At 70.1% G+C, this 24,495-nt stretch carries 25 protein-coding genes; 14 read left to right on the top strand and 11 right to left on the bottom strand.

Features of this window, described 5'->3' with window-relative positions; translation table 11 throughout:
- Nucleotides 1-163 precede the first annotated feature (163 nt).
- From iolC to Nocox_RS09005, 5 genes are all read left to right on the top strand, one after another.
- The gene (gene iolC / locus Nocox_RS09025) at nt 164-1,114 is read left to right on the top strand and encodes a 5-dehydro-2-deoxygluconokinase (protein ID WP_020545373.1); all 951 of its coding nucleotides are present in this window, start codon (nt 164-166) and stop codon (nt 1,112-1,114) included.
- A gap of 77 nt (nt 1,115-1,191) precedes the next feature.
- The gene (locus tag Nocox_RS09020; RefSeq protein ID WP_157383282.1) at nt 1,192-2,046 is read left to right on the top strand and encodes a Cgl0159 family (beta/alpha)8-fold protein; all 855 of its coding nucleotides are present in this window, start codon (nt 1,192-1,194) and stop codon (nt 2,044-2,046) included.
- Nucleotides 2,043-2,882 carry a 5-deoxy-glucuronate isomerase gene (iolB, locus tag Nocox_RS09015; protein ID WP_020545371.1) on the top strand — a complete coding sequence of 280 codons (840 nt, stop codon included), beginning with the start codon at nt 2,043-2,045 and terminating at the stop codon, nt 2,880-2,882. The genes Nocox_RS09020 and iolB overlap by 4 nt, the downstream gene beginning before the upstream one ends.
- Nucleotides 2,879-4,711 (top strand): 3D-(3,5/4)-trihydroxycyclohexane-1,2-dione acylhydrolase (decyclizing), encoded by a 1,833-nt coding sequence (gene iolD, locus Nocox_RS09010; protein WP_033410248.1) that lies wholly within the window; start codon nt 2,879-2,881, stop codon nt 4,709-4,711. The genes iolB and iolD overlap by 4 nt, the downstream gene beginning before the upstream one ends.
- A 79-nt stretch (nt 4,712-4,790) precedes the next feature.
- The gene (locus Nocox_RS09005) at nt 4,791-5,861 is read left to right on the top strand and encodes an AI-2E family transporter (protein ID WP_157383274.1); all 1,071 of its coding nucleotides are present in this window, start codon (nt 4,791-4,793) and stop codon (nt 5,859-5,861) included.
- Here Nocox_RS09005 and Nocox_RS09000 read toward each other — a convergent pair.
- Nucleotides 5,858-6,211 carry a GNAT family N-acetyltransferase gene (locus Nocox_RS09000; RefSeq protein WP_157383273.1) on the bottom strand — a complete coding sequence of 118 codons (354 nt, stop codon included), beginning with the start codon at nt 6,209-6,211 and terminating at the stop codon, nt 5,858-5,860. The two genes, Nocox_RS09005 and Nocox_RS09000, sit on opposite strands and share 4 nt — an antisense overlap.
- 19 nt (nt 6,212-6,230) lie before the next feature.
- On the opposite strand from Nocox_RS09000, the gene Nocox_RS08995 reads away from it, so the two are divergent.
- Complete coding sequence (locus Nocox_RS08995) at nt 6,231-6,878, top strand: HAD family hydrolase (protein ID WP_211212754.1); 648 nt, start codon at nt 6,231-6,233, stop codon at nt 6,876-6,878.
- A 3-nt stretch (nt 6,879-6,881) separates the two neighbouring features.
- Here Nocox_RS08995 and Nocox_RS08990 read toward each other — a convergent pair whose 3' ends face one another.
- Nucleotides 6,882-7,433: a DivIVA domain-containing protein gene (locus tag Nocox_RS08990; protein WP_157383272.1), complete on the bottom strand. Its 552-nt coding sequence runs from the start codon at nt 7,431-7,433 to the stop codon at nt 6,882-6,884.
- Between the two features lie 90 nt (nt 7,434-7,523).
- On the opposite strand from Nocox_RS08990, the gene Nocox_RS08985 reads away from it, so the two are divergent.
- On the top strand, nt 7,524-8,261 hold the full coding sequence (locus Nocox_RS08985; RefSeq protein WP_033410246.1) for an ABC transporter ATP-binding protein: 738 nt from the start codon (nt 7,524-7,526) through the stop codon (nt 8,259-8,261).
- Nucleotides 8,258-8,935 (top strand): hypothetical protein, encoded by a 678-nt coding sequence (locus tag Nocox_RS08980; RefSeq protein WP_020545364.1) that lies wholly within the window; start codon nt 8,258-8,260, stop codon nt 8,933-8,935. The genes Nocox_RS08985 and Nocox_RS08980 overlap by 4 nt, the downstream gene beginning before the upstream one ends.
- A gap of 12 nt (nt 8,936-8,947) precedes the next feature.
- Here Nocox_RS08980 and rlmN read toward each other — a convergent pair whose 3' ends face one another.
- A complete protein-coding gene (rlmN, locus tag Nocox_RS08975) occupies nt 8,948-10,048 on the bottom strand; it encodes a dual-specificity RNA methyltransferase RlmN (RefSeq protein WP_020545363.1) in 1,101 nt (366 codons plus the stop codon).
- A gap of 118 nt (nt 10,049-10,166) precedes the next feature.
- Here rlmN and Nocox_RS08970 point away from each other — a divergent pair, with 118 nt between their 5' ends.
- Entirely contained in the window at nt 10,167-11,186 is a 1,020-nt protein-coding gene (locus Nocox_RS08970) for a suppressor of fused domain protein (protein WP_051112679.1), read from the top strand.
- Between the two features lie 52 nt (nt 11,187-11,238).
- Here the strand turns inward: Nocox_RS08970 and Nocox_RS08965 are convergent, their stop codons facing one another.
- The 6 genes from Nocox_RS08965 to Nocox_RS08940 form a co-directional block, all read right to left on the bottom strand.
- Entirely contained in the window at nt 11,239-12,078 is an 840-nt protein-coding gene (locus tag Nocox_RS08965; RefSeq protein WP_026214804.1) for a phosphatidate cytidylyltransferase, read from the bottom strand.
- Between the two features lie 133 nt (nt 12,079-12,211).
- Entirely contained in the window at nt 12,212-12,769 is a 558-nt protein-coding gene (gene frr / locus Nocox_RS08960) for a ribosome recycling factor (RefSeq protein WP_020545360.1), read from the bottom strand.
- 46 nt (nt 12,770-12,815) lie between these two features.
- Nucleotides 12,816-13,514 carry a UMP kinase gene (gene pyrH / locus Nocox_RS08955; RefSeq protein WP_020545359.1) on the bottom strand — a complete coding sequence of 233 codons (699 nt, stop codon included), beginning with the start codon at nt 13,512-13,514 and terminating at the stop codon, nt 12,816-12,818.
- 166 nt (nt 13,515-13,680) lie between these two features.
- On the bottom strand, nt 13,681-14,514 hold the full coding sequence (gene tsf / locus Nocox_RS08950; protein ID WP_020545358.1) for a translation elongation factor Ts: 834 nt from the start codon (nt 14,512-14,514) through the stop codon (nt 13,681-13,683).
- 608 nt (nt 14,515-15,122) lie between these two features.
- Nucleotides 15,123-16,070: a 30S ribosomal protein S2 gene (gene rpsB, locus Nocox_RS08945; protein WP_020545357.1), complete on the bottom strand. Its 948-nt coding sequence runs from the start codon at nt 16,068-16,070 to the stop codon at nt 15,123-15,125.
- A gap of 377 nt (nt 16,071-16,447) precedes the next feature.
- On the bottom strand, nt 16,448-17,128 hold the full coding sequence (locus Nocox_RS08940; RefSeq protein ID WP_020545356.1) for an ArsR/SmtB family transcription factor: 681 nt from the start codon (nt 17,126-17,128) through the stop codon (nt 16,448-16,450).
- 69 nt (nt 17,129-17,197) lie between these two features.
- Here Nocox_RS08940 and Nocox_RS08935 point away from each other — a divergent pair, with 69 nt between their 5' ends.
- From Nocox_RS08935 to Nocox_RS08920, 4 genes are all read left to right on the top strand, one after another.
- Nucleotides 17,198-18,553, top strand: coding sequence for an MFS transporter (locus Nocox_RS08935; RefSeq protein ID WP_020545355.1), 1,356 nt, complete (start codon nt 17,198-17,200; stop codon nt 18,551-18,553).
- A gap of 274 nt (nt 18,554-18,827) precedes the next feature.
- Nucleotides 18,828-19,850, top strand: a complete 1,023-nt coding sequence (locus Nocox_RS08930; protein WP_085996046.1) for a M23 family metallopeptidase — start codon at nt 18,828-18,830, stop codon at nt 19,848-19,850.
- A gap of 63 nt (nt 19,851-19,913) precedes the next feature.
- Nucleotides 19,914-20,207 (top strand): transposase, encoded by a 294-nt coding sequence (locus Nocox_RS08925; RefSeq protein ID WP_020545351.1) that lies wholly within the window; start codon nt 19,914-19,916, stop codon nt 20,205-20,207.
- Between the two features lie 50 nt (nt 20,208-20,257).
- Nucleotides 20,258-20,650, top strand: a complete 393-nt coding sequence (locus tag Nocox_RS08920; protein ID WP_020545350.1) for an IS3 family transposase — start codon at nt 20,258-20,260, stop codon at nt 20,648-20,650.
- On the opposite strand, the gene Nocox_RS08915 is transcribed toward Nocox_RS08920, so the two are convergent.
- Nucleotides 20,587-21,921, bottom strand: a complete 1,335-nt coding sequence (locus tag Nocox_RS08915) for an ISL3 family transposase (protein ID WP_063711730.1) — start codon at nt 21,919-21,921, stop codon at nt 20,587-20,589. The two genes, Nocox_RS08920 and Nocox_RS08915, sit on opposite strands and share 64 nt — an antisense overlap.
- 187 nt (nt 21,922-22,108) lie before the next feature.
- On the opposite strand from Nocox_RS08915, the gene Nocox_RS08910 reads away from it, so the two are divergent.
- Nucleotides 22,109-22,597 (top strand): IS3 family transposase, encoded by a 489-nt coding sequence (locus Nocox_RS08910; RefSeq protein WP_246649754.1) that lies wholly within the window; start codon nt 22,109-22,111, stop codon nt 22,595-22,597.
- Nucleotides 22,598-22,985: 388 nt separating this feature from the next.
- Here the strand turns inward: Nocox_RS08910 and Nocox_RS08905 are convergent, their stop codons facing one another.
- Nucleotides 22,986-23,795: a tyrosine recombinase XerC gene (locus Nocox_RS08905; RefSeq protein ID WP_281426318.1), complete on the bottom strand. Its 810-nt coding sequence runs from the start codon at nt 23,793-23,795 to the stop codon at nt 22,986-22,988.
- Nucleotides 23,796-24,495 lie beyond the last annotated feature (700 nt).

The following is a 24,495-nucleotide window of genomic DNA, read 5'->3' as shown; positions in this document are numbered from 1 at the left end:
ATATGTCATGACATGCAGATGACGTAAAGCTCTTGCCATGTTTCAGAGATATGTCGGCCTTCCTACCCTTGCATCCCGAAGTAGGCCGGGTAACGTGGCGGACATCTATATGTCCTGACAATATGCCATAGTGTCGAAGGTAAGCTCCCCCTCAGGAGGTGCGTTGTACGACCTGATCACGATCGGCCGCTGCGGCGTCGACGTCTACCCGCTGCAGACCGGCGTCGGGCTGGCCGACGTCGAGACCTTCGGCAAGTTCCTCGGCGGCAGCCCGACCAACGTGGCCGTCGCGGCCGCCCGCCACGGGCTGAGCTCCGCCGTGATCACCGGGGTGGGCGCCGACCCCTTCGGTGAGTACGTGCGGCGGGCGATCCGCGGGTTCGGCGTCGACGACAGGTATGTGGCCACCTACCCGGAGGCGCCGACGCCGGTCACATTCTGCGAGATCTTCCCTCCCGACCACTTCCCCATCTACTTCTACCGCGGCGAGCATCCACCCGACCTGCGTCTCACCGCCGGCTCCCTCGACCTGGAGGCGATCGCCGCGGCCCGGATGTTCTGGTTCTCGCTGACCGGGCTCAGCAAGGAGCCGAGCGCCGAGGCCCACGCCGCCGCGCTGGCCGCCCGCGCTGACACCCGCGGTGCCGGCTGGACCGTGTTCGACCTGGACTACCGGGCCTCGCTGTGGCCCTCGCGGGAGGCCGCGCGCGCGATGGCGGCCCGCATGCTGCCGTACGCGGACGTCGCGGTCGGCAACCTGGAGGAGGTCGAGACCGCGGTCGGCGTGCGCGAGCCCGAGGCCGCGGCCGAGGCGCTGCTGGCCGCCGGGGCGCGGGTGGCGATCGTGAAGCTCGGCCCCGAAGGCGTCCACGCCCGCACCGCCGACGAGAGCTGCCTGGTCAAGCCGGTGCCGGTGAACGTGGTCAACGGCATCGGCGCCGGCGACGCCTTCGGCGGCGCGCTCTGCCTGGGCCTGCTGAACGGCTGGCCGCTGGAGCGCGTCATCCGCTTCGCCAACGCCGCCGGCGCCTTCGTGGCCGCCCGGCTGGCCTGCGCCGACGCCATGCCCACGACCGCCGAGGTGGAGGAGCTGCTGAACGGAGTGACCTCGTGAGCGACGTCACCCTGCCCGCCGTCAATGGGCCCGCCGTCAACGGGCCCGCCGTCAGCGGGTACGAGCAGCTCACCCGCATCCGCGCCACCCGGCCGGAGGAGATCGCCGAGGCGGCCGCCCGCCGGCAGCGGCGCGGGCTGCCCGGCGACGACGAGCGCCTGCTCATCATCGCCGCCGACCATCCGGCCCGCGGCGCCCTGGCCGTACGCGACCGGCCGCTCGCCATGGCGAGCCGCGCCGACCTGCTCGACCGGCTGCGCACCGCGCTGTCGCGGCCCGGCGTGGACGGCATCCTGGCCGCCCCCGACGTGCTGGAGGACCTGCTGCTGCTCGGCGCGCTCGAAGGCAAGCTGGCCTTCGGCTCGATGAACCGGGGCGGCCTCCAGGGCTCGGTGTTCGAGCTGGACGACCGCTTCACCGGCTTCGACGCCGGAGCCATCGACGCCATGCGGCTGGACGGCGGCAAGATGCTGTGCCGCATCGACCCGGCCGACCACGGCACCGTCAACACCCTGGAGTCCTGCGCCCGCGCCGTGAGCGAGCTGGCCCGGCGCCGGCTGGTGGCCATGGTGGAGCCGTTCTGGTCGCTGCGCACCGAGTCGGGAGCCCTGCGCAACGACCTGTCCCCCGAGGCGGTGATCAAGGCGATCAGCGTCGCCCAGGCCCTCGGCACGACCTCGGCCTACACCTGGCTGAAGATCCCCGCCATCGCCGAGATGGAGCGGGTGATGGCCGCCACCACGCTGCCCGCGCTGCTGCTCGGCGGCGATCCCCCGGACATCGACGCCGCGCTCGCCGACTGGGACCGCGCGCTGCGCCTGCCCGGCGTGCGCGGGCTCGTGGTCGGCCGGGCCCTGCTCTACCCTCCGGACGACGACGTGGCCGCCGCGGTGGACGGCGCCGCGGCCCTGGTGCGAGAGGTGCGCGCATGACCTATCTTCCGTACGGCAAGACCGCGAGCGGCCCCTGGTCGGTCGAGGTCACCCCGTCCCAGGCCGGCTGGACCTACTCCGGCCTGCGGATCCTCGACCTGACCGGCGAGCCGGTGACGTTCTCCACCGGCGAGGAGGAGCTGCTGGTCCTCCCGCTGGCGGGCTCGTGCTCGGTGCGTCTGCCCGGGGACAGGTTCGAGCTGGCGGGGCGGCCGTCGGTCTTCGACGGGCCCTCCGACTTCGCGTACGTCCCGATCGGCACGGAGGTCACCATCGAGGGGGCGGGGCGGATCGCGCTGCCCTCGGCCCGTGCCACCGAGGCCCTTCCCGCCCGGTACGTCGCGGCGGCCGAGGTGCCGGTCGAGCTGCGCGGCGCCGGCCAGGCCAGCCGCCAGGTCAACAACTTCTGCGCGCCCGGCGTCTTCGACTGCCACAAGCTCATGGCGGTGGAGGTGCTGACGCCGTCGGGCAACTGGTCGTCGTACCCGCCGCACAAGCACGACACCCCCAACCCGGGCGAGGCCGTGCTGGAGGAGATCTACTACTTCGAGGTCGCCGACCAGGGGCTCGGCTACCAGCGCGTCTACTCCTCGGAAGGGGGGCGGATCGACACCCTCGCCGAGGTGTCCTCCGGCGACGTCGTGCTGGTCCCCTACGGCTACCACGGCCCGTCGATGGCCGCGCCCGGCTACGACCTCTACTACCTCAACGTGCTGGCCGGTCCGGCCGAGGAGCGTTCGATGGCGTTCTGCGACGATCCGCGCCACGCCTGGATCCGCTCCTCGTGGGAGGGGCAGCGCATCGACCCCAGACTGCCGTTCGGGAGGACGTCATGACCCGGTTGACCGTCGCGCAGGCCGTCGTGCGTTTCCTGGCGCGGCAGTGGAGCGAGCGTGACGGCGTGGAGCGCCGCTTCTTCGCCGGCTGCGTCGGCATCTTCGGCCACGGCAACGTGGCGGGGATGGGCCAGGCCCTCGCGGACGACGACGAGCTGCCCTACCTGCTGAGCCGCAACGAGCAGGCCATGGTGCACACGGCGGCCGGCTACGCCCGCGCGAGCAACCGGCTGGCCACGCTGGCCTGCACCACCTCGATCGGGCCCGGCGCGACCAACATGGTCACCGGCGCGGCGGGCGCCACCATCAACCGGCTGCCGGTGCTGCTGCTGCCCGGCGACATCTTCTCGACGCGGGTGGCGAGCCCTCTGTTGCAGGAGCTGGAGGACCAGCGCTCCTACGACGTGTCGGTCAACGACTGCCTGAAGCCGGTCTCCCGCTACTGGGACCGGATCAACCGGCCCGAGCAGCTTCCGTCCGCGCTGCTCGCGGCCATGCGGGTGCTCACCGACCCGGCCGAGACCGGCGCGGTGACGCTCGCGCTGCCGCAGGACGTGCAGGCCGAGGCGTACGACTGGCCCGACGAGCTGTTCGCCCGCCGGGTCTGGCACGTGCCGCGGCCCCGCCCCGAGCGGGCCGCCCTGGCGCGGGCCGCCGAACGTCTGCGCGCCGCCGAGCGGCCGCTGATCGTGGCGGGCGGCGGCGTGCTCCACAGCGAGGCCACGGACGAGCTGCGGGCCTTCGCCGAGCGGGTCGGCATTCCGGTGGCCGAGACGCAGGCCGGCAAGGGGGCGCTGCCGCACGGGCATCCGCTCGCCCTCGGCGCGGTCGGCGCGACCGGCACCACGGCGGCCAACGAGCTGGCCCGCGAGGCGGACGTGATCATCGGCGTCGGCACCCGCTACAGCGACTTCACCACCGCCTCGCGCACCCTGTTCGCCCCGGACGCGGCGTTCGTCAACGTCAACGTCACCGGCTTCGACGCGGCCAAGCTGTCGGGTCTCCAGCTCGTCGCCGACGCCCGCGAGGGCCTGGCGGACCTGGCCGGCGCGCTGGAGGGCTGGCGCGCCCCGGCCGCGCTGGGCGAGCGGGCGGGCGAGCTGATCCGCGCGTGGGACGCTGCGGTGGACGCGGCGTACGGGCTGGAGGGCACGCCGCCCTCGCAGGCCGCGGTGATCGGCGCGGTCAACGCCGCCGCGGGCGAGGACGGCGTCGTGGTGTGCGCGGCCGGTTCGATGCCCGGCGACCTGCACAAGCTCTGGCGGCCGAGCGGTCCTGGCAGCTACCACGTCGAGTACGGCTACTCGTGCATGGGCTACGAGATCGCCGGCGGGCTCGGCGTGAAGCTGGCGGCGCCGGAGCGCGAGGTGTTCGTGCTGGTCGGCGACGGGTCGTACCTGATGATGGCGCAGGAGCTGGTCACCGCCGTGGCCGAGGGCGTCAAGCTGACCGTGGTGCTCGTGGACAACTCCGGCTTCGCCTCGATCGGGCGGCTGTCGGAGAGCGTCGGCGCGCGGCGGCTCGGCACCGCCTACACCGCCCGCGACGGCGGGCCGCTCCCGGTGGACCTGGCCGCCAACGCCGCCAGCCTGGGCGCGTCCGTGGTCCGCGCCGAGACGGTCGCCGACCTGCGCAAGGCGCTCGACGCGGCGCGGGCGGGCGAGGCGACGACGGTGATCTACGTACGCACCGACCGGATGGCCGACGACGTGCCCTCCTCGCAGGCGTGGTGGGACGTGCCCGTGGCGCAGGTCGGCCCGCCGGAGGAGATCCGCGACGGGTACGCCGCCGCCAAGCGCGCGCAGCACCTCCACCTCGGTCCTTCCTGATCACCTGAGGATTGCCCGCCACTGTGCCGGGTAGGCCCCCTCACCGGGCTGTTGAGGGGGCACGATCAGGGAGCAGTGGATGAGGCCGTGGCGCTTGCTGGGATGGATCGGCGTGATCGCCGTGGCCGGCTTCTGCCTCACCAAGGTGGCCACGGTCGCGATCTCGGTCGTCATCGGCGTGTTCCTGACGGCGCTGCTCGCGCCGGCCGCCCGCCGGCTCTGGCGGCACGGCTTCAACCGGGCCCTCGCCACCACGGTCGTCTTCGTCACCGCGCTGGTGATGGCGGCGGCGTTCATCGCGCTGCTCGTGCCGCCCACGGTGGAGAGCGTGACGGAGATGCGGGCCAGCGTCGGCAAGGTGCTCAACGACCTGCACATCTTCCTCGCCGGGTTCGGCATCAACGACCGGCAGCTCCTCTCCCAGGCCACCGACTGGCTGTCCGGCCAGGGCCGGACGATCACCACCGGCGCGCTGGCCGGGGTCAGGACGGCCGGCGAGATCGTGGTCGGCGCGGTGCTCGCGGTGATCCTGTCGGTGTACTTCGTGCACAGCGGCGACCACCTGTTCCGGTGGCTGGTGAGCCTCGCGCCCGCCAAGGCCAGGGGCCGGCTGATGTGGGGCGGCGAGCTGATCTTCTCCGTGATCGGCCGCTACGTCCGCGGCATCGCGATCGTCGGCGCGGTGGACGGGTTCTTCATCGGCCTCGCACTGTGGATCCTCGGCGTGCCGATGGCGCTGCCGCTCGCGGTGCTGACGTTCGTCGGGGCGTTCCTGCCGGTGGTGGGGGCGTTCCTCGCCGGGCTGCTCGCGGCCGTGGTGGCGCTGGTGGCCAAGGGCTGGCTGGTGGCGCTCATCGTGGTCGCGGTGACCATCGCGGTGCAGCAGCTCGAAGGGCACGTGCTGGCGCCGCAGATCTACGGCAAGGCGCTCGAACTGCCGGGGGCGGTCATCCTGGTGGCGATCGCGCTGGGCAGCGTGGTCGCCGGGATCGTCGGGGCGTTCCTCGCCGCGCCGGTCACGTCGGTGGTGGTGGCGCTGATGCACCGGCACGCGGAGCACACCGACGAGCCGCCCGCCCCGGCTCCTGCGGAGCGACCGCCGCCGTCTCCTCCCGGCCCTTCTCCCCAGGCTCCCCCGCAGGGCGCCTAGAGCAGGAGCTCCAGCTCCAGCTCGTGCCTGATGGGAATCCCGTCGGCCTCGCGCGGGATGGAGGGCTTCAGCCGCCTCGCCCGGACCGCGTCGAGCAGCGCCCGGCCCACCCCCTTGCCGGGGAGCACGGCGTCGATCGTGAGGATCTCCACCGCGCCGTCCCGCTCCCTCCAGGTGACGACGCCGGCGAGCTCGCCGTCGAGCTCGGCGACGAAGCCGGGCTGGGCGGCGGCGTCCACCAGCTCGCCCCGGCCCAGGGCGACGAGCGTGGTGCCGCCCCAGCTCTCCCGCAGCACCGCCGACACGCTCTCCAGGTCGGCCGGCCCGATGGCTCGTACGGACATGGTCATGTCGCCCATTATGTGTCCTATGAGATGGGTGACGTTCGACTGCTTCGGAACGCTCGTCGACTGGCGGCACGGCCTGCGCACCAGCGCCGAGCTGATCGCTCCAGGACGGGGAGAGCGGCTGCTGGAGGCGTACAACCGGCACGAGCACGCGGTGCAGGCCGAGTCGCCGGCGCTCCGCTACCGCCACGTGCTGGCCGAGACGCTGCGCCGGGCCTGCGCCGAGGAGCGGATCGAGCTGGGCGGCGACGACGCCACGGTGCTCGCCGCCACGATCCCGTACTGGCCGGTCTTCCCCGAGGTCGGCGCCGAGCTGTTGGCCGTGCGCGCGGCCGGCTGGAACCTCGCGCTGCTCACCAACTGCGACCGCGACCTGATCGCGGAGACGCTGCGGCGGCTGCCCGTGCCGTTCGACGCGGTGGTGACCGCCGAGGACGTGCGGGACTACAAGCCGTCCCTGGCGCACTTCACCACGTTCCGGCGCGCGCACGAGCCGGCCGCGTGGGTGCACGTGGCGCAGAGCTACTTCCACGACCTGGTGCCCGCCCACCGGCTCGGCCTCCGCCGGATCTGGATCAACCGGCTCGGCGAGCGCGCCCCCGACGGCGGCGTCGTCCAGCGTGAGCTCCCCGACCTGCGCGGGCTGCTCACCGCCGTGGAGAGCGCCTGACGCTCAGGCGTTCCGCTGCTCCAGCACGTCGGCGATGCCCGCGAGGAAGGAGTCGACGTCCGCCATGAGGTAGCCCGAGCGCACCAGCACGGCCGAGAACCGCGCCTCCCGCACCTCCTTCGCCGTCACCGGGAAGTCGGTGGTGCCGCGCAGGGTGGCCACGATGCGGTCGAGGAAGGCGTCCACCTCGTCCTCGTTGTAGCCGGTGCCCATGCGGCCCGAGCGGAAGGCGACGCGCTCGACCCTGGCCGCCTGGGTCTCGAACCACTCCTCGCGCAGCAGCTCGCCGGTCGGCTCGGCGAGGGCCAGCCGTACCGGCCACTTGGCCTGCGTCTCCAGCGCCACCACGAACGCCTCCAGGGCGAAGTCGACCGCGGTCTCCTGGTAGCCGCCGCGTTTGGCGCGGAACGTGGCCGCCCGCACCTCGTCGGCGGTGATCGGCTCGTGCGTACGGGGGCCACGGCCCAAGGTGGCCTCGATGCGGCCGATCAGGGCGTCGACCTCCGCCGGATCATAGCCAGAACGCATGCCCATGACGCGCGGAAAGCGGTTCAAGCTCACGCTCCTCTTGAATCGTGCTGGGGTGCCTCCATTGTGCTGCTCTTTATCCCGGCCAGGCACCCCGACATATACCGTTACACCACCATGCGACTGTCCAAGGTCTCTTTCCGCTACCGGCGGCGTGATCCCTTCGTCATCCAAGGGGCCGACGCCGAGCTCGCGCCCGGCGACGTCGTCGAGCTCACCGGGGTCAACGGCGCGGGCAAGTCCACCCTGCTGCGGCTGCTGGCCGGCCTGTCGAGGCCCACGAAGGGGACGATCGGCGGGCGGCCGGCGGTGGTCGGGTTCGCCCCGGACCGGTTCCCGGCGGGGCAGCCGTTCACGGTGGCGGCGTACCTGCGGCACGTCTCGCGGATGCGCGGCGGGGCCCGCTGGGAGCCGTGGGCCGAACGACTGCACATGGAGCACCTGCTGGACACCCCGCTGGGCGAGTTGTCGAAGGGCGGCGGGCACAAGGTGGGGCTGACGCAGGCGCTGATGGCCGAACCGGGGCTGCTGATCATGGACGAGCCGTTCGCCGGGCTGGACGCCGCCACCCGCGCCGTGCTGCCCGGCCTGGCCACGGAGGTGGCCGGCCGGGGCGGCATCGTCGTCGTCAGCGACCACCAGGGCGGCCTGCGCGGGTTACCGGCGCTGCGGCACTGGACGGTCGCCGACGGCCGCCTCCACGAGCCCTCGTCACCCGCTCCCCCGCCGGTGAGCCCCCCGGACGAGCTCGTCACCGTCGCCGTACGGGTGCCCGCCGGCGAGCTGCCCCGCTTCCTCGCCCGGATGCGCGGCGAGGGTTACCCGGCCCGCGAGATCGAGGAGTCCGCCCGATGACCGCGACGGCCGCGCTGGCGGTGTTCCGGCTGTCCGCCTACGTCCGCTCGCACCGCGTCTACCAGAGCCTGCTGCTGGTCCTCGCCCTGCTGGCGGTCCTGCACAGCAGCCGGGCGCCGCGCGGCGAGGAGGCGGGCGTGCTGGCCGGCGCCGCCGTCCTGATCGTCCCCGTGCTGGCCTGGTCCGCCAGGAGCCTGCTGGACACCGAGCCGGACCGGCAGCGCGAGCTGTCGGCGGTGACGGTGGGCGGCCGGGGCAGGGAGCTGGTGGCGGGCCTCGCCGCGGCGCTGGCGACCTGCGTCGCGCTCGCCGCCACCGGCCTGGCCGCGGCGCTGCTGCTCGGCACGAGCGCGCGGCCCTCTTCCGGCGTGCTCGCCGCCGGCGTGGCGATGCACGGCCTCGCGGCGCTGACCGGCACCGCGCTGGGCGCGCTCACCAGCCGGGCCGTCGTCCGCTCGCCCGCCCTGTCGATCATGGGGCTGGTCTTCGGGTTCCTGCTGATGTTGCTGGTCAGCGCCTCGCCGGCGTACTGGCTGACGGTGCCGCTGGTGGTGTGGATGCGCGCGGCCAACGACGGCGACCTGGTCGCCCGCTTCCCCGAGCTGGCCGCCGTCTCGCTCGCGTGGTGCCTGCTCGCCCTGACGTGGTACGCCTGGCGCCGCCTGAGGCGCTGACGGGGTGTGAGGCTATTCGGCCGCGGCGAGCTGCCCGCAGGCGCCGTCGATCTCCCGCCCGCGCGTGTCACGCACGGTCACCGGCACGCCGTGGAACTGCAGCCGCCGCACGAACGCCCGCTCGTCCTCCGGCCGTGACGCGGTCCATTTGGAGCCCGGCGTCGGGTTGAGCGGGATCAGGTTGACGTGCACCAGTTTGTTCTTGACCAGCTTGCCGAGCAGGTCGGCCCGCCATTCCTGGTCGTTGATGTCCTTGATCAGCGCGTACTCGATGGACACGCGCCGCTTGGTCCGCGCCGCGTACGCCCATGCCGCGTCCAGCACCTCGGCCACCTTCCACCGGGTGTTGATCGGCACCAGCGTGTCACGCAGCTCGTCGTCGGGCGCGTGCAGCGACAGCGCCAGCGTGACCGGCAGCCCTTCGTCGGCGAGCTTGCCGATGGCCGGCACCAGGCCGACGGTGGAGACCGTCACGCCCCGCGCCGAGATGCCGAGCCCGTGCGGAGCCGGCTCGACCAGCCGCCGGACCGCGCCGATCACCTGCTTGTAGTTGGCCAGCGGCTCGCCCATGCCCATGAACACGACGTTGCTGACCCTACCGGGACCTCCCGGCACCTCGCCCGCCGCCAGCGCCCGCGCGCCCGCCACGACCTGCTCGACGATCTCGGCCGTGGACATGTTGCGGGTCAGGCCCGCCTGCCCGGTGGCGCAGAACGGGCAGTTCATGCCGCAGCCGGCCTGCGACGACACGCACATCGTGACCCGGTCGGGATAGCGCATGAGCACCGACTCGACCAGCGCCCCGTCGAACAGCCGCCACAGCGTCTTGCGGGTGGTGCCGCCGTCGGTGGCCAGCTCGCGCACCGGGGTGAGCAGGGTCGGCAGCAGCGCGGACAGCTTCTCGCGGGCGGCGGCGGGCAGGTCGGTCATCGCGGAGACGTCCGCCGTGAGCCGCTCGAAGTAGTGACGCGAGAGCTGGTCGGCGCGGAAGGCCTTCTCACCCAGCTCGGTCACCGCGGCCCGCCGCTCGGGCATCGGCAGGTCGGCCAGGTGCCGGGCGGGCTTGGCCCGTCGCGGCGCGACGAAGGTGAGCTGACCTGGGGGCTGGGACACGATGCTGCCTTTGCTTCGGGTATGAGGACCAGGGTAGTCAACGTCGGGGGCGGAGGTGGCATTCCTGGTCAGCGTACGGCTCGCATCATGGTCTCCACCGGATCTACAGTGCACACGTATGGCGATTTTTCGGTCGGCGTCCGGGGAGGGTGGCGCCGAGGTGGTTCTCGCCGTCGGCAACCCGTACGGAAGCCGCACGCTCGTCGTCGAACGGGACGAGGACGCCTCGGTAGCTTACCTGTGCTCGCCAGACGGCACCGTCCACGGCGCCGTCTGGCTGGCCAACCACCGGCCCGCCCCGGCGGTCGTGGACCTCGCGCGGATCAACTCGGGCCTGCCGCCGCTCATGCCCCGCCCCAACACGCTGCGCCCGGAGGGCCGCCGCCCGCTGGGGCAGCTCAGCGCGCTGTGGTTCGAGGAGGGCGACGGCGTCGCGCTGTACGAGGACGACGACCTGCTCGCGGTCATCCCCGGCTGGGCCGACATGAGCCGCGGCATGCCCGGCTACGCGCGGGACGCGGTGGGCGAGTCGCCGTTCGCGTGGGCGCTGTCGGAGGCGCTGGAGGGGCTCGAACCCCGGATCGCCAACGCCCGCTCCTACTGGCGCTGGCGGCACGGCGAGGGGTCGTGGCCGTCGTTCCAGCAGTTCGTGATGGGGCACCTGGACCGGGTGCTCGGCCCCGCCGGACGCTACTGGGACGCGAGCGGCGAGCGGCTGCCCACGGTCGGCATCACCGAACGGCCGCCCCAGGGCAAGCGCGACTACACCGTGCTGTCCACGGTCGGGATGAGCTGCCAGCGCATGCCGACGGTCGAGCAGTGGATCGACAAGCCCGGCGCGTACGCCAGGATCGAGCTGGCCGTGGCCACCCGCGACGACCCGAGGGACGCGGCGCTGCTGCTGGTGTGGCTGGCGCAGTATCCGTGGCACTCGGTCACCTGGCTGGGGCACGCGCACACGGCCCGGTGGTATCACGAGCCGGAGACGTTCCCGCTGGGGCCGCAGTACTCGGGGGTGCTGATGCTGGCCGACGCCCCCCACATGCCTGACATGTCGGGATTCGCGTTCGGGGGTGAGGCGGTCCGGTGGCTCTGGCTGACGCCCGTCACCGCCGAAGCCCTCGACACCCACCACTGACGGCCACGGGAGGCCCCGCTAAGAAGACGCTCAGAAGACGCTAAGAAGGCGCTCAGAAGAACAGCGTCAGCAGCAGCCAGACCGGCACCAGCGTGGTGACCAGGGAGTCCAGCCGGTCCATCAGCCCGCCGTGCCCCGGCAGGATCGTGCCGAGGTCCTTGATGCCGAGATCCCGCTTGATCATCGACTCGATCAGGTCGCCCATCGTCGCCAGCAGCGCCCCCAGGGCCCCGATCAGCGCGCCCTGCCAGAGCGCCCCGCCGAGCAGCCACGTCACCAGCCACGCCCCGACCGCCGTACACGCCACGAGCGACCCGGCGAAGCCCTCCCAGGTCTTCTTCGGGCTGATGACCGTCATCTTGTGCCGGCCGAACAGCACGCCCGCGACGTAGCCGCCGATGTCGCTGGCCACGGTCACCGCGATGAAGATCAGCACCCGGTGGGCGCCGTCCTCCTCCCGCAGCAGCAGCGGGACGAACGCGGCCAGCATCGCGGGGTAGAAGAGCGTGAAAACCGACGCCGTCGCGTCACGTACGTAGCCGTCGGTGCCGTCGCTGAACATCCGCCAGGTGAGCAGCACGAACGCGAACACCGCGAAGCCCGCCAGCAGCCACACCGGCCCGCCCCAGTAGGCGCCCGCCTGCATCGCCACGAGCCCCGCCAGCACCGGCACGGCCGGGACCCTGATCTCGCGGAGCGCGAAGGCCTTGACCAGCTCCAGCACGCCGACGCCGACCGCGCCGGCGACCACCAGGAGGAACAGCTCCTTGATGGTGTAGATCGTCCCGAGGACGAGCGCCCCCAGGACCACGCCCACGGCGATCGCGGCAGGCAGATTCCTCCCGGTACGGCTGCCGCCGCTCGGGCTGGTGCCGGCCGTACGTTCTTCCACTGCAACTCTCCATTGGGCCACGGCCCTCGCCGGGGGGCGAGGGCCGTAGGGCAAGACCCGATGACCGGCGGACCACCCGGAGGCGGCCCGCCGTACGGGCCGCCGGGGGGCGATCCGTGCCGGGGCGCGCCGCTCAGACTTCGAGCAGCTCGGCTTCCTTGTGCTTGAGCAGCTCGTCGATCTTGGCGACGTGCTTCTGCGTCATGTCGTCCAGCTCCTTCTCGGCGCGCCGGACCTCGTCCTCGCCCGCCTCGCCGTCCTTGACCAGCTTGTCGAGGACGTCCTTGGCGGAGCGGCGGATGTTGCGGATGGAGACCTTCGCGTGCTCGCCCTTGTTCCTGGCGACCTTGATGTACTCCTTGCGGCGCTCCTCCGACAGCTCGGGGAACGTCACGCGGATGACCTGGCCGTCGTCGGTGGGGTTGACCCCGAGGTCGGAGTCGCGGATGGCCTTCTCGATCGCGCCCATCGAGCTCTTGTCAAAGGGCTGGATGAGTACCATGCGCGCCTCGGGCACGTGGAACGACGCCAGCTGCTGGATCGGCGTCGGCGTGCCGTAGTACTCGGCGCTGATCTTGTTGAACATCGCAGGCGTGACCCGGCCCGTGCGGATGGTCGCGAAGTCCTCCTTCGCGACCGAGACGGCCTTGTCCATCTTTTCCTCGGCTTCGAGGAGGGTTTCGTCGATCACAGCGGCTCCCTGTCGTCTTCTGGCTGGCGGTGTCGGGCTCGCTCCGTCATTTCCCCGCGGGACTCACCAGCGTGCCGATTTTCTCACCGCGTACCGCACGCAGGATGTTGCCCTCGCCCATCAGGTCGAAGACCACGATCGGCAGGTCGTTGTCCTTGCACAGGCTGATCGCGGTGGCGTCCATGACCGCGAGGTCACGCAGCAGCACCTCGCCGTAGTCGAGGTGGTCGAACCGGACGGCGTCCGGGTTCTTCCGCGGATCGGAGTCGTAGATGCCGTCCACCTGCGTGCCCTTCAGCAGCGCCTCGGCGCCGATCTCCAGGGCGCGCTGTGACGCGGCGGTGTCGGTGGAGAAGTAGGGCGAGCCGAGCCCGGCGCCGAAGATCACGACGCGGCCCTTCTCCAGGTGCCGGATCGCGCGGCGCGGCAGGAACGGCTCGGCCACCTGCTGCATCGTGATGGCGGTCTGCACGCGGGTCTCGACGCCCCGGCGCTCCAGGAAGTCCTGCAGGGCCAGGCAGTTGATGACCGTGCCCAGCATGCCCATGTAGTCGGCGCGGGCGCGGTCGATGCCGCCCTGCGACAGGGTGGCGCCGCGGAACATGTTGCCGCCGCCGACCACGACGGCGACCTGCACGCCCTCCTTGACCGCCTCGGCGATCGAGTCGGCGAGATGGTCGACGATCGTCGGGTCGATGCCCAGCGGCTCGCTGCCGGCGAACGCCTCGCCCGACAGCTTCAGCATCACCCGCTTCCACCTCAGATGGTTGCTGGGCGGATGTGGGGATGAGTCGGCCGCCGTCCGTGTGGATTCGTGGGCTGACTCCCGGTGGTCCTGCACGGCGGCGGCCTCCTTCACTCGGTGGATCGATCCTGGCTTCGTGGCGTGCCTGATGGTGGCTCGCCTAAGCCTAAGCCTGACCGACCTTGAAACGGACAAAGGCGAGGACCTCGACGCCGTTCTCCTCGGCGTACTTGCCTACGCTCTTCTTGTTGTCCTTCACGAACGCCTGCTGGAGCAGCGTGAAGTCGCGGTACCAGCCGTTGAGGCGGCCCTCGACGATCTTGCCGATGGCGGCCTCGGGCTTGCCCTCCTCGCGGGTCATCTCCTCGAAGAGCTTGCGCTCCTTCTCGACGACCTCGGCCGGCACGGAGTCGGCCTTGAGGTACTGCGGGGCCATCGCGGCGGCGTGCTGCGCGATGTCCTTGGCGACCTCGGCGTTCGGCTTGTCGAGCTGCACCAGCACGCCGACGGCCGGCGGCAGCGCCGGGTCGGTCTTGTGCATGTAGGCGCCGATGTAGCCGCCCTCGAGAACCTGGAAACGGCGGATCTCGATCTTCTCGCCCAGCGCGGCGTTGGCCTCGTCCAGGTGCTGCTGGACGGGCTTGCCACCGAAGGAGGACTCCAGCAGCGTGGCCACGTCGGCCGGCTTGGTCTCCAGGATGTGCGCCACGACCTGGGACGCCAGGTCCTGGAAGCGCTCGCCCTTGGCCACGAAGTCGGTCTCGCAGTTGAGCTCCAGCAGCGCGGCGACCGAGTCGCCGTCCTGCTTGAGCGCGACCAGGCCGTTGGAGGCGGTGCGCGCCTCGCGCTTGCCCACGTCCTTGGCGCCCTTGAGGCGCAGCAGCTCGACGGCGCGGTCGAAGTCGCCCTCAGCCTCCTCCAGCGCCTTCTTGCAGTCCATCATGCCGGCAGCGGTGATCTCGCGAAGCCGCTTGACGTCGGCCATGTTCACGGAAGCCATTGCTCTTTTTCCTCGTGGGATTTCGTCGTCGTCATCGTGGTCGGATGGACGGCCCGGATCGGTCCGTCCGCCCTTTGTCGTCGGTACGGCAGGCGCGTGCCGTACGGGTCTGGCCGTACATGAGCCTTCGTACTGCTCCGGCGTCCCTGCCCGGAACACCGGCCCTGCGTACCGGCCCGATGTCCTGGCCTGGTGTCCCGGCCCGGCGTGCCCTGCGGTTCGCCGGTCCGGGCCTCGGGCCTCAGGTCTCAGGGCCGGTGGGCGCCGGGTCGTTCGGCACCGGGCCTGGGCTGCTCGCGGCGGCTTCGCTGCCATACTGCCCAGCCTCGCCGCTCCGTACCACCCTGGCCCGCGTCCGGAACCCCCACCCGGACTTCCCGTCCGGCCCAAGCCATCGAGCCCGTACGCCGGCCCGAACCCGGACCCCGAGCCCCAGCTCAAACCCTGAGCCGCTGACCCAGGCCCCAGCCACTGACCCGAGCCCCGGCCCGCAGCCTTTGCCCGAGCGGGCGGCGACGGCCGCGCTCACCCCCGAAGCGGCGGCGACGACCGTCACCCTCTCTACAACCCGGCCAAGCCCGCGCCTGCGCCCGTGCGTTACGTGCGGATCAGGCCTGCTGCTCGGCGTCGCCCTCGGCAGCCGGAGCGGCCGGAGCGCTCTCCTCGGCACCGGCCTCAGCAGCCGGAGCCTCGGCAGCCGCAGCCGCAGCCTCAGCGGCGGGCGCCTCGGCAGCCGCAGCCTCAGCGGCCGGAGCTTCCGCAGCCGGAGCCTCGGCGGCGCCGGTGCCCTGCTCGATGAGCTCACGCTCCCACTCGGCCAGCGGCTCGGCGGCAGCGGGCTTCTCGTCGCCGCGAGCGGCGCCGGAGCGGGCCATGAGACCGGCGGCGACACCGTCGGCGACGACCCTGGTCAGCAGGCCGACGGCGCGGATGGCGTCGTCGTTGCCCGGGATCGGGTAGTCGACCTCGTCGGGGTCGCAGTTGGTGTCGAGGATCGCGACGACAGGGATGCCGAGCTTCTTGGCCTCGCTGATCGCGATGTGCTCCTTCTTGGTGTCGACGACCCACACCGCACTGGGCACGCGGCCCATGTCACGGATGCCGCCGAGCGTCCGCTCGAGCTTGTCCTTCTCGCGACGGCGCATGAGGAGCTCCTTCTTGGTGAGCCCCGAGGCGGCGACGTTGTCGAAGTCGAGCTCCTCGAGCTCCTTCAGACGCTGAAGCCGCTTGTGCACGGTGGAGAAGTTGGTGAGCATGCCGCCCAGCCAGCGCTGGTTGACATACGGCATGCCGACGCGGGCGGCCTGCTCGGAGATGGCCTCCTGAGCCTGCTTCTTCGTGCCGATGAACAGGATCGTGCCGCCGTGGGCGACCGTCTCCTTGACGAAGTCGTAGGCGCGGTCGATGTAGGACAGCGACTTCTGCAGGTCGATGATGTAGATGCCGTTGCGCTCGGTGAAGATGAAGCGCTTCATCTTCGGGTTCCAGCGCCGGGTCTGGTGACCGAAGTGAACGCCGCTCTCGAGCAGCTGTCGCATGGTGACGACGGGGGCCATCTGCTGGTCCTCCAGGTCTGGGCGCCCTGCGGATGGGCGCGGTTCTCGGTTGTGCCGCGGCAGCGCGTTGTCTGCCGCCCTGATGCCCCGAACCCGCTCCAGCCGGGCACTGGGCCCGGACCGATGGGGCGGTCCGCAATGGGGCATGCGAAGTCGGCCTGTGGCTACAGGCCACCGAAAAGTCTACCTTGCACACCGCCCCGGCCTGACCGCCGGAGGTCAAACGCCTGCCACCACTCCCACCCCAAGCTCCCGACCCGCCCTCCCCCAGCCCAGGCTCACCCAGCCCGACCCTCCCAGCCCGGCCTCCCTCGTCCGACCCCTGCCCGTCCGGCCTCTCCTAGCCCGGCCTCTCCGGGCCTCCTCACGGACTCGCCTTACTCCCGAGACGGCGAGCGCTCGCCCCCCGTCACCTGTTCCGCCTCCGCCGCCCCGGCCCCGTGCTGCGCAAGCCCGTGGTCCTCGGTCGGCAGCCCAGGAACCGGCCTCGTAACCACAGGGAACAGGTTGACCTGCACCTCAGCGACCCTGGCCCCGTCCGGCACGCCGGTCTTCTCCCGGTTCCGTATGGCATAAGGCTCGACCAGCTCCTGGATCGCCTCGTGGAGCCGTATCAGCTCATGGGCGGTGGCCTTCACCCGTGTCCGGTTGAACACCGTCGCGTCCCGCCACTCCTCCGACTCCCTCTCGACCTCGGCCAGCGCCCGGTCGGCCTCCCGGTTCGCCTCCCGCCGGAACGCCGCCATCAGCGCCACCTTGGCGTCCCGCACCTCCGGCTGGTCCTCGGGCAGCAGCCCCACGCTCAGCGGCTTGCCGACGGCCCGCCACAGCCGTTCCCGCCCGTCGCCCCTGGGCGGCGCGTCCTCCACGAACCCGTACTTGGCCAGCATCCGCAGGTGATAACTCGCGGCGCTGGGCGTGATGCCCGCGATCTCCGCCACCTCTGTGGCGGTCGCGCTCTCCTCCACTCCGAGCCGGTTGAGGATCTGCAGCCGCGCGGGATGGGCCAGTGCCCTCATCGCTTTGGGGTCGCTGAGCCCGTCGAAGTCCGCAGTCATGCGCCCAAGGTATCCCTTCAGAGTTGTGAAACGTTGCTTTCAGAAGTCTGAAGGGATACCTTCATAACTGTGAAGCGAACCCTTCAGGCCTCGTCCGCCTCCTCCCTGCCGGCGCCTCCGCCCCTGCGCAGGCAGCGCGACTACCGTCTCCTCTGGACCTCGCGCACGACCTCGATCACGGGCTCGGAGGTCTCCAAGCTGGCCATCCCCCTGACGGCCGTCACGCTGCTCACCGCCAGCCCGACCGAGATGGGTCTGCTGACCGCCGCCGGTCCCCTCCCGGCGCTCCTGTTCGGGCTGCAGGCGGGCGCCATCGTCGACCGCCTCGTCCGCCACCGTCCGCTGATGATCGCTTGTGAGCTCGTGGCCTGCGCCGCCGCCGCGTCCGTCCCTCTGGCCTGGCTCCTCGGCCTGCTGAGCGTCCCGTGGCTCCTCGTGGTGGCCCTGGTCATCGGCACGTCGGCGGTGCTGTTCAAGTCAGCGAACTTCTCGTACGTCGCCGGAACCGTCCCGCCGGCTCAGCGCGTCGAGGCGATGGCCGGTCTCCAGGCGTGCCACTCGGTGGCCTCTGTCGGCGGCCCGAGCCTCGCCGGTCTCCTCGTCCAGTTCTTCACGGCGCCGCTGGCCGTCCTCGCGGAGGCGATGTCGTTCCTGGCCTCCGCCCTGCTCCTCCGCTCCATCCGCACTCAGGAACGGAACGAGCCCGCCCCCTCCCGAGGCATGTGGCGCGACGTCACCGAGGGCCTTCGCACCGTCCTCACCCACCCCACCCTGCGCGCCCTCCTCGGCGCCGGCGTGACGATCAACTTCTTCGCGATGGCGTACGTGGCCGTCTACATCCTCTACATGGTCAACACCCTGAGCATCCCCAAGAGCCTGATCGGCGTGCTCATCGCGATGAGCGGCGCGGGCGGCCTGGCGGGCGCCTGGCTCACGACCCGCCTGACGAAACGCTACGGCGAGAACCGCATCCTGCTCGCGACCGTCCTCTTCTTCCCCGTCGAGGTCCTGACTGCCGGCCTCCTGAACGGCCCCCTCTGGTGGAACATCACCGCCATGACCGTCGTGGGCCTCATGACGGGCGGCGTCGTGGTCGCCTTCTCCACCTGCCTCGGCGTCATCACCCTCCGCGAGACTCCTCAGGAACTGCGCGGCCGCGTGAACGCCACCATGACCTTCGCCGTCCAGGGCGTCCTCGCACTGGGCGGCCTTACGGGCGGCATCGTCGCCGACCACATCGGCCTGCGCCCGATGATCCTGCTGTGCGCCGCGGGCATGGCCCTGACCACGTTCTGGATCTGGCTCTCCCCCCTACGCCCCCGCACGTCTGGACACCCTCACCCCGCGCGAGCCCTCACCCCCACCCCGGACCCCCGAACCCTGACCCGCCACCTCGTCTCCACAAAACGCCACCTCTGGCCCTGACCCCCACATACACAGGTGCCCCCGCCACTCCCTCGCCGCAAAACGGAGATCCGCCGACCGCCACCAGAAATCCAAGCACCACCCTCCGACAATTCAGCAGATCCAAGCTTTGAGATCACCCAAGCAGCAAACACGAACCCCGCGATCATCATCACAGCAGACACAAGCCCGCATCCAGGACTTCATCCACACTTTCAGCAGACCGCAAGCACCTTCATCCACAGAACACCATTCGGCGCCACGCCCCCGCTGAATCCCGGCGGAAACTTCCGCCATGCAATCTCCATCTCCGTCCCCATCTCACTCTCACTCTTACTCTCACTCCACCAGCGACCAGGCGTCCCCCGCCCACCTTCGCCCCACGCCGACCGAAGCCCGCCCTTCGCGCTCCCACCACATCGCCGCTTTCCTCCCCTTACTCCTCACGACCACGCTCATCGCCCCAGTCGCAACGACCACGCTCGTCGCCCCGCTTCTGGCAACCACGTTCCTCGCCCTGACCGCCACTCCAGCCAGAGCCTCACCTCCAGCTTGGCGCTGGCCTCTGGACGGCCACCCCCGCATCCTCCGCCGTTTCACCCCACCTCCAGAACGCTGGCTCGCCGGTCATCGCGGCGTCGACCTGGCGGCACCGCCCTCCACCCCGGTCCTGGCGGCAGGCGCCGGCACAGTCCGCTTCGCCGGCCCGGTGGGAGGAAAGGGCGTGGTGACGATCGACCACGAGGGCGGCCTGCGCACGACGTACTTGCCGGTCACCCCTGCCGTGAAACGAGGCCAGCCCGTCACCCCCGGCACCGAATTGGGCCTCCTCCAAGCGACCAACCCCCATTGCCCGGAGTCCTGCCTCCACTGGGGCCTCCTACGCGACGCCCGCTATCTGAACCCCCTCCTTCTCCTCGGCCAAGCCCCCATTCGCCTCCTCCCTTTCTGGCCCGAATCACCCCAAGCCATCGATCCCCCTGAGAAACCCCTCGACTCCACCCCACAGCGACCCCCCACACCACTCCGAATAGGGAGCAGAGCCGAAAACTCCCATCCCCAACCGCCCGAAACCACGCGCTCGAACCACTACCTCCTAAGCAATTCCACCTCCCCCACCGCCACCACCATCCACACCCCCACCCCCGCCGCGATCACGCTGCCCATCGCCATACTCACCGCACTTCTCCTGATCACCGGACTGCACCACCGCCGCCATCGCCATAACCCAGACAGCCAACAGCGCCGCACAAACAGCGGCCGACATCGCAAAAGACGATCAAGCACCCGCGAAACGAGAAACAACAGCAAGCACTGAGGTGCCCCGAACCTTCCGGACTCGGACCCAAGTAGGGTCAGAGACAGTCCAGGAAGGAAGCACGTGGCGAAGAAGCCGAGAATATATCCGCCCGAGTTGCGGGCCGAAGTCGTGCGTGCCGTCATCGACAACGGGAAGACCCCTGCACAGGTTGCCCGCGATTTCGGCCTGGTCGCAGAGACCGTTCGCAATTGGGTGAAGGCAGAGAAGTCGAAGAACTCTGGCACTACCGATGAGGCCCGCGCCGCCATCGACCGCGCCAAGCTCCAGGAGATGGAACGACGCGTCCAAGAACTTGAGCAGGAGAACGCGTTCCTGAAAAAAGCCGCGGCCTTCTTTGCGAAAGAACTCCCGTAAGCGAGAAGTACGAACTCATTCTCGCCGAGAAGGCTAATTTCGAGATCATCATGATGTGCCGTCTGCTCGGCGTGTCGAAATCCGGATACTACGATTGGGAGAAGCGCCCGATGTCGGCGACCGAACAACGGCGCGAAGACCTCAAGCCCTTGATTGACTTCGTGTTCGCCGAATCCGGCCGGACCTACGGGTACCGCCGTATCCACGCGGAGCTCAGGCGTGCCGGCATCGAGGTGGACGATGAACTCGTTCGCAAGCTCATGCGCCAGATGCGCCTGGTCCCGGTGCAGGTCAAGCGACGCCGTGGCCTGACAATCGCGGACAAGAACGCGGCCCCGATCCCTGACCTGGTGCGGCGCGACTTCAGGGGTCATCGAACTTACGCGGGGATAGCTCGGTTTCGGCTTGAGCGGGTGGTTGCGCAGCGTGATCGGAGGCGTTGATTGCTCGTGTTGCGGAAGCCGTACGCGCAGCGCGCTTCGAGCTTGATCACGCGATTGGTCCCTTCGCTCTTGGCATTGGTGATGCCCGTGCGGATGAACGCCTCGATCTCGGCCCACCAGGCGGCGATGCTCTGGGCCAAGGTGACCAGTTCGGGCAGGTAGGCGTGGTCGGCGCACCAGGCGAAAAAGGCGTGCAGGCGGTGGGCGATCCGCGAGCGGGCCGGGTTGGTCCGGGCCAGCGCGAGCAGGTGACGCAGTTTCTCCTTGGCGTGCCAGCCTGCCAGCAGATGCCTGCCGGCGGTGCCGATCCTGCCCACGTCGCGTTCCAGGACGGCACGCTGCTCGGCGGTCAACTCCTCGGCATTGGCGCGCAGCAGGCGGCGGTGGTCGTATTCGGGGTCGCCCTTGCGTCCACGGCGTCCGCGCATCTTCCAGGTCAGCCGCCGCCGCAGCTCAGCGAGCTTGGCGTTGGCCAGTTGCACCAGGTGGAAATGGTCCACCACGATGATCGCGTGTGGCAGCGCGGCGCGGATCGCCGAGCGAAACACCGCGCACATGTCGATCGCCACGTAGGAGACGGCGTTGCGCCATGCGGCGGGCCGGGCGTTCAACCAGGCCGTGACCGACGTCGCCACGCGGCCTTCGACCTGGCCGAGCAGCCCTTGCTCCCCGCACAGATCGGTGAAGCCGACATGCCATCGGTCGGCGATCAGCCGGTACTTGCCGGTGGCCGCATCCTGTTCCCAGCGGGGAGCGCCCCGCCGGATCTCATCGATCCCGATTGCCGAGGTCGGCAGCGGCTCGGCGGGCAGCACCTCGGTGGCATAGGCGCGCATCTCGCGCATCGCCACCGGCCAGGACAGCCGATGGTCACGCCCGGCCTGGGAGATGGTGCGCCCGCCGTCCACCACGCTGCGCCCGCAGGCCCGCCGCAACCTGGCGGTGGTCCGCATCCTCGCGCCGACCTGCGGAACCTGCTCGGTGAACGATCCGCGCCGACAGCGTTCCTCCCGGCACACCCAGCGGCGTTTGTGCCACAGCAGGCTGATCGTCTCACCGCCGGCGCACAGGTCGCGGGGCGAGGTGAGCACACGTTCCTTGACCCGGGTGGCGAACACCCCGCACGCCGGGCAGGCCCGTGCCGTCTCATCATCAGTGATCATGTGGACCACCCGATGGCCGTCATCGTCGCGTTCCACCCGCACCACCGCCACGCCTTCCAGGCCCAGCAGCAGTGTCGCATCCGAAGAAATCTCTATAGTGTTCTGCACGCCCGTGGTTTCTTGAAGATCGACTGCCTAGACAACAGTCATGATCCACAAGAGCCGCGGGCATCTTGCATCCGGGGTGATCTTCAGCCTTAGCCGTCACTCAACGTGACCAGAGAGCGGACTCCTGCCGCCCCTCCCCGATCAAACTCGAAGACCCGACTTCAGCGCGGAGGTGCCCGGCCAGAAGATGATCGGTGATATCACGCAGATCGATACGGGTGAGGGTGCACTTTTCCTGGCAACGGTTATCGACTGTTTCAGCAAGAGCGTGATCGGCTGGGCGCTGGACGTACGATATCCGGCGAGATTGGTGTGCGCGGCCATCGATATGGCCGCGGCCCGCATCGAGATGCCCGACGGGGCGATCTTTCACTCCGATCGTGGGAGCCAATACACGTCGATCGAGTTCGGCGAGACACTCGGCAAGTACAGCATCCGGCAATCCGTCGGACGCACCGGGAGTTGTTTCGATAACGCGATGGCGGAATCGTTCTTCGGTAAGCTGAAGACGGAGATGGTGCATCACTGGACGTTCGCCACGCGTGCCGAGGCGCGACGCGAAGTGATCAAATTTATCGAGGGATTCTATAACCGGCGAAGACTTCACTCTGGGTTGGGATATCGCCCGCCATCGGAAGTGCTAGAGGAATGGTTCGATAACCGGGTCGCGGGGTGATATAGTTTCATTTGGGTCGAGTCCGGAAAAATCGGAGCCCCTCACACCCCCAGGCCCCCACCGCTCCTCCCCAGGGTCCAGGCAAAATCGGGCAGCTCTTGAGTGGGATGCGGCCAGGAGCGGCAAGTCCTCAGCTGCTGAATCGACTCACACCTGCCCGGCGGCGACGTAGGCGGCGCGGACAGCGGCGCTGACTCGCTCGAACGCGCCCGAGCCATCGTGCCGCTTCGGCCGGGCTCCAAGGTGGCGAGCACAAAGCTCATCCAGAGCACGACAGCCGCCTACATGCGCCAACGCGAACAAACCCTGGAGCCCTGGAGCCCTGGAGCCCTGGAACCCTGGAACTTTGGAACGCGAAGGCACCCGCCAAAATCGACGACGCCGCCAATCACGCCCTGGGATGAGCCTGCTTGTACGCCGCCCGCAACCGCTCAATCGAGACATGCGTATAGATCTGTGTGCTGTTCAACGACGCGTGCCCAAGGAGCTCCTGCACACTCCGCAGATCCGCCCCGCCCTCCAGCAGGTGAGTAGCCGCACTGTGCCGCAACCCGTGCGGCCCCATATCAGGAGCACCTTCGACCTGTGCCAACGCCGCGTGCACCACCCGCCGAACCGTCCCCGCGTCGATGCGCCCTCCCCGTACCCCGAGAAAGAGCGCCGGCCCCGAACCCGCCCGCGCCCAGAGCGGCCGTCCGTGAATGCACCACCGATCGAGCGCCCGGAGCGCAGGCAAGCCGAACGGCACTGAACGCTCCTTGCGCCCTTTCCCCATGACACGAACGACGTGCCGATCCCGATCCACGTCATCCACGTCGAGCCCGCACAACTCGCTCACCCGGACACCAGTGGCGTACAACAGTTCAAGAATCGCCCGATCGCGGAGTTCCTTGGGTTCCACGCCAGAGGCCGAATCCATGACCTCCTGCGCCTGCTCCTGATCGAGCACCGCCGGCAAGTCCCGCGGCGCCTTGGCGCTCCCCAGCAACAACCCGGGATCCTCGGCCAACCACCCCTGCCGGTGACAGTAGGCGGTGAACGTCCGAGCGCAGGCCGCCCGCCGCGCCAAGGTCGCACGCGCTTTCCCGGCATCATGCTGTCCGGCCAGCCACTCCCTCAGCACCGCGACATCAAGGTCCTCAACAGGACGATTCAGGTGATCGAGCAAGCTGCTGACATCGGTCAGGTAGGCACGCACTGTATGCGGCGAAAGATCCCGCTCAAACCGCAGGTACCGCCCGAACGCCCCAAGAACCTCGTCCCTCCCCAAACCCGCCCCTCCCCACTGCAGCAACCACAAACGATCGTGCCACCCCAACCTGCCCCCGAACCGCACCAGCCACGCCCTACAACATCACGATGCCCCCTCGCCACCTCACGCCACGAATATCCCGCCGTCACAACGCCCGAAGCCCAGCACCCCGCCAACGCACACCTGACGCCACCACCGCAGAAGACGCCGAAGGAAGATCCATGCCATCTTCAACCCGCCGCCGTCGAAACCCACCGCGCCGACCTCAGAGGTATGCCGGGCTAGCAGGAGGACGTGGGGCGTTCCGGAGGAGGAACGGTGCTGTCTTCACCTCCGCCGCCGTCGCAAACCCCTGGACAACCCCGGTATGCCGGGCAACTCGTGGGGTGGGCGCTCGTTGGGTGGTAGCTGGAGGACCTCCCCTGATGAGCAGGGTGAGAACGCCCAGGACGCCGAGGACTCAGCAAGGCTGCGGATCGCGGACTCGGCGCCCTACTCCCCCCATCACGTCTGCCGCCGACACCACCCTTGAACGCCTGCCACATCGCCTTCGAAGGCCGTCTCACTCCTGCCAACCACTGACCACCTCACCAACCAAGATCAGCCGTTAAGTTCACACTCCCGGAGCCGCTCCGTACCAGCGCAC

Origin of the sequence: Nonomuraea coxensis DSM 45129, from assembly GCF_019397265.1 — a bacterium.
In the GTDB taxonomy this organism is placed as follows: domain Bacteria; phylum Actinomycetota; class Actinomycetes; order Streptosporangiales; family Streptosporangiaceae; genus Nonomuraea; species Nonomuraea coxensis.
Note: the sequence above shows the minus strand (reverse complement) of the source record. Positions and strands in the feature narration are given on the sequence as shown.

Coding starts and splice junctions, on each gene's coding strand:
- Nocox_RS08995 (WP_211212754.1), top strand. CDS start 6,231: ATGAGATGGGTGACGTTCGACTGCTTCGGAACGCTCGTCGACTGGCGG.
- iolB (WP_020545371.1), top strand. CDS start 2,043: ATGACCTATCTTCCGTACGGCAAGACCGCGAGCGGCCCCTGGTCGGTC.
- rpsB (WP_020545357.1), bottom strand. CDS start 16,070: ATGGCCCCCGTCGTCACCATGCGACAGCTGCTCGAGAGCGGCGTTCAC.
- Nocox_RS08970 (WP_051112679.1), top strand. CDS start 10,167: ATGGCGATTTTTCGGTCGGCGTCCGGGGAGGGTGGCGCCGAGGTGGTT.
- iolD (WP_033410248.1), top strand. CDS start 2,879: ATGACCCGGTTGACCGTCGCGCAGGCCGTCGTGCGTTTCCTGGCGCGG.
- Nocox_RS08920 (WP_020545350.1), top strand. CDS start 20,258: ATGATGTGCCGTCTGCTCGGCGTGTCGAAATCCGGATACTACGATTGG.
- Nocox_RS08980 (WP_020545364.1), top strand. CDS start 8,258: ATGACCGCGACGGCCGCGCTGGCGGTGTTCCGGCTGTCCGCCTACGTC.
- Nocox_RS09000 (WP_157383273.1), bottom strand. CDS start 6,211: ATGACCATGTCCGTACGAGCCATCGGGCCGGCCGACCTGGAGAGCGTG.
- pyrH (WP_020545359.1), bottom strand. CDS start 13,514: ATGCTGAAGCTGTCGGGCGAGGCGTTCGCCGGCAGCGAGCCGCTGGGC.
- Nocox_RS09005 (WP_157383274.1), top strand. CDS start 4,791: ATGAGGCCGTGGCGCTTGCTGGGATGGATCGGCGTGATCGCCGTGGCC.
- Nocox_RS08910 (WP_246649754.1), top strand. CDS start 22,109: ATGATCGGTGATATCACGCAGATCGATACGGGTGAGGGTGCACTTTTC.
- tsf (WP_020545358.1), bottom strand. CDS start 14,514: ATGGCTTCCGTGAACATGGCCGACGTCAAGCGGCTTCGCGAGATCACC.
- Nocox_RS08985 (WP_033410246.1), top strand. CDS start 7,524: ATGCGACTGTCCAAGGTCTCTTTCCGCTACCGGCGGCGTGATCCCTTC.
- Nocox_RS08930 (WP_085996046.1), top strand. CDS start 18,828: ATGCAATCTCCATCTCCGTCCCCATCTCACTCTCACTCTTACTCTCAC.
- Nocox_RS08940 (WP_020545356.1), bottom strand. CDS start 17,128: ATGACTGCGGACTTCGACGGGCTCAGCGACCCCAAAGCGATGAGGGCA.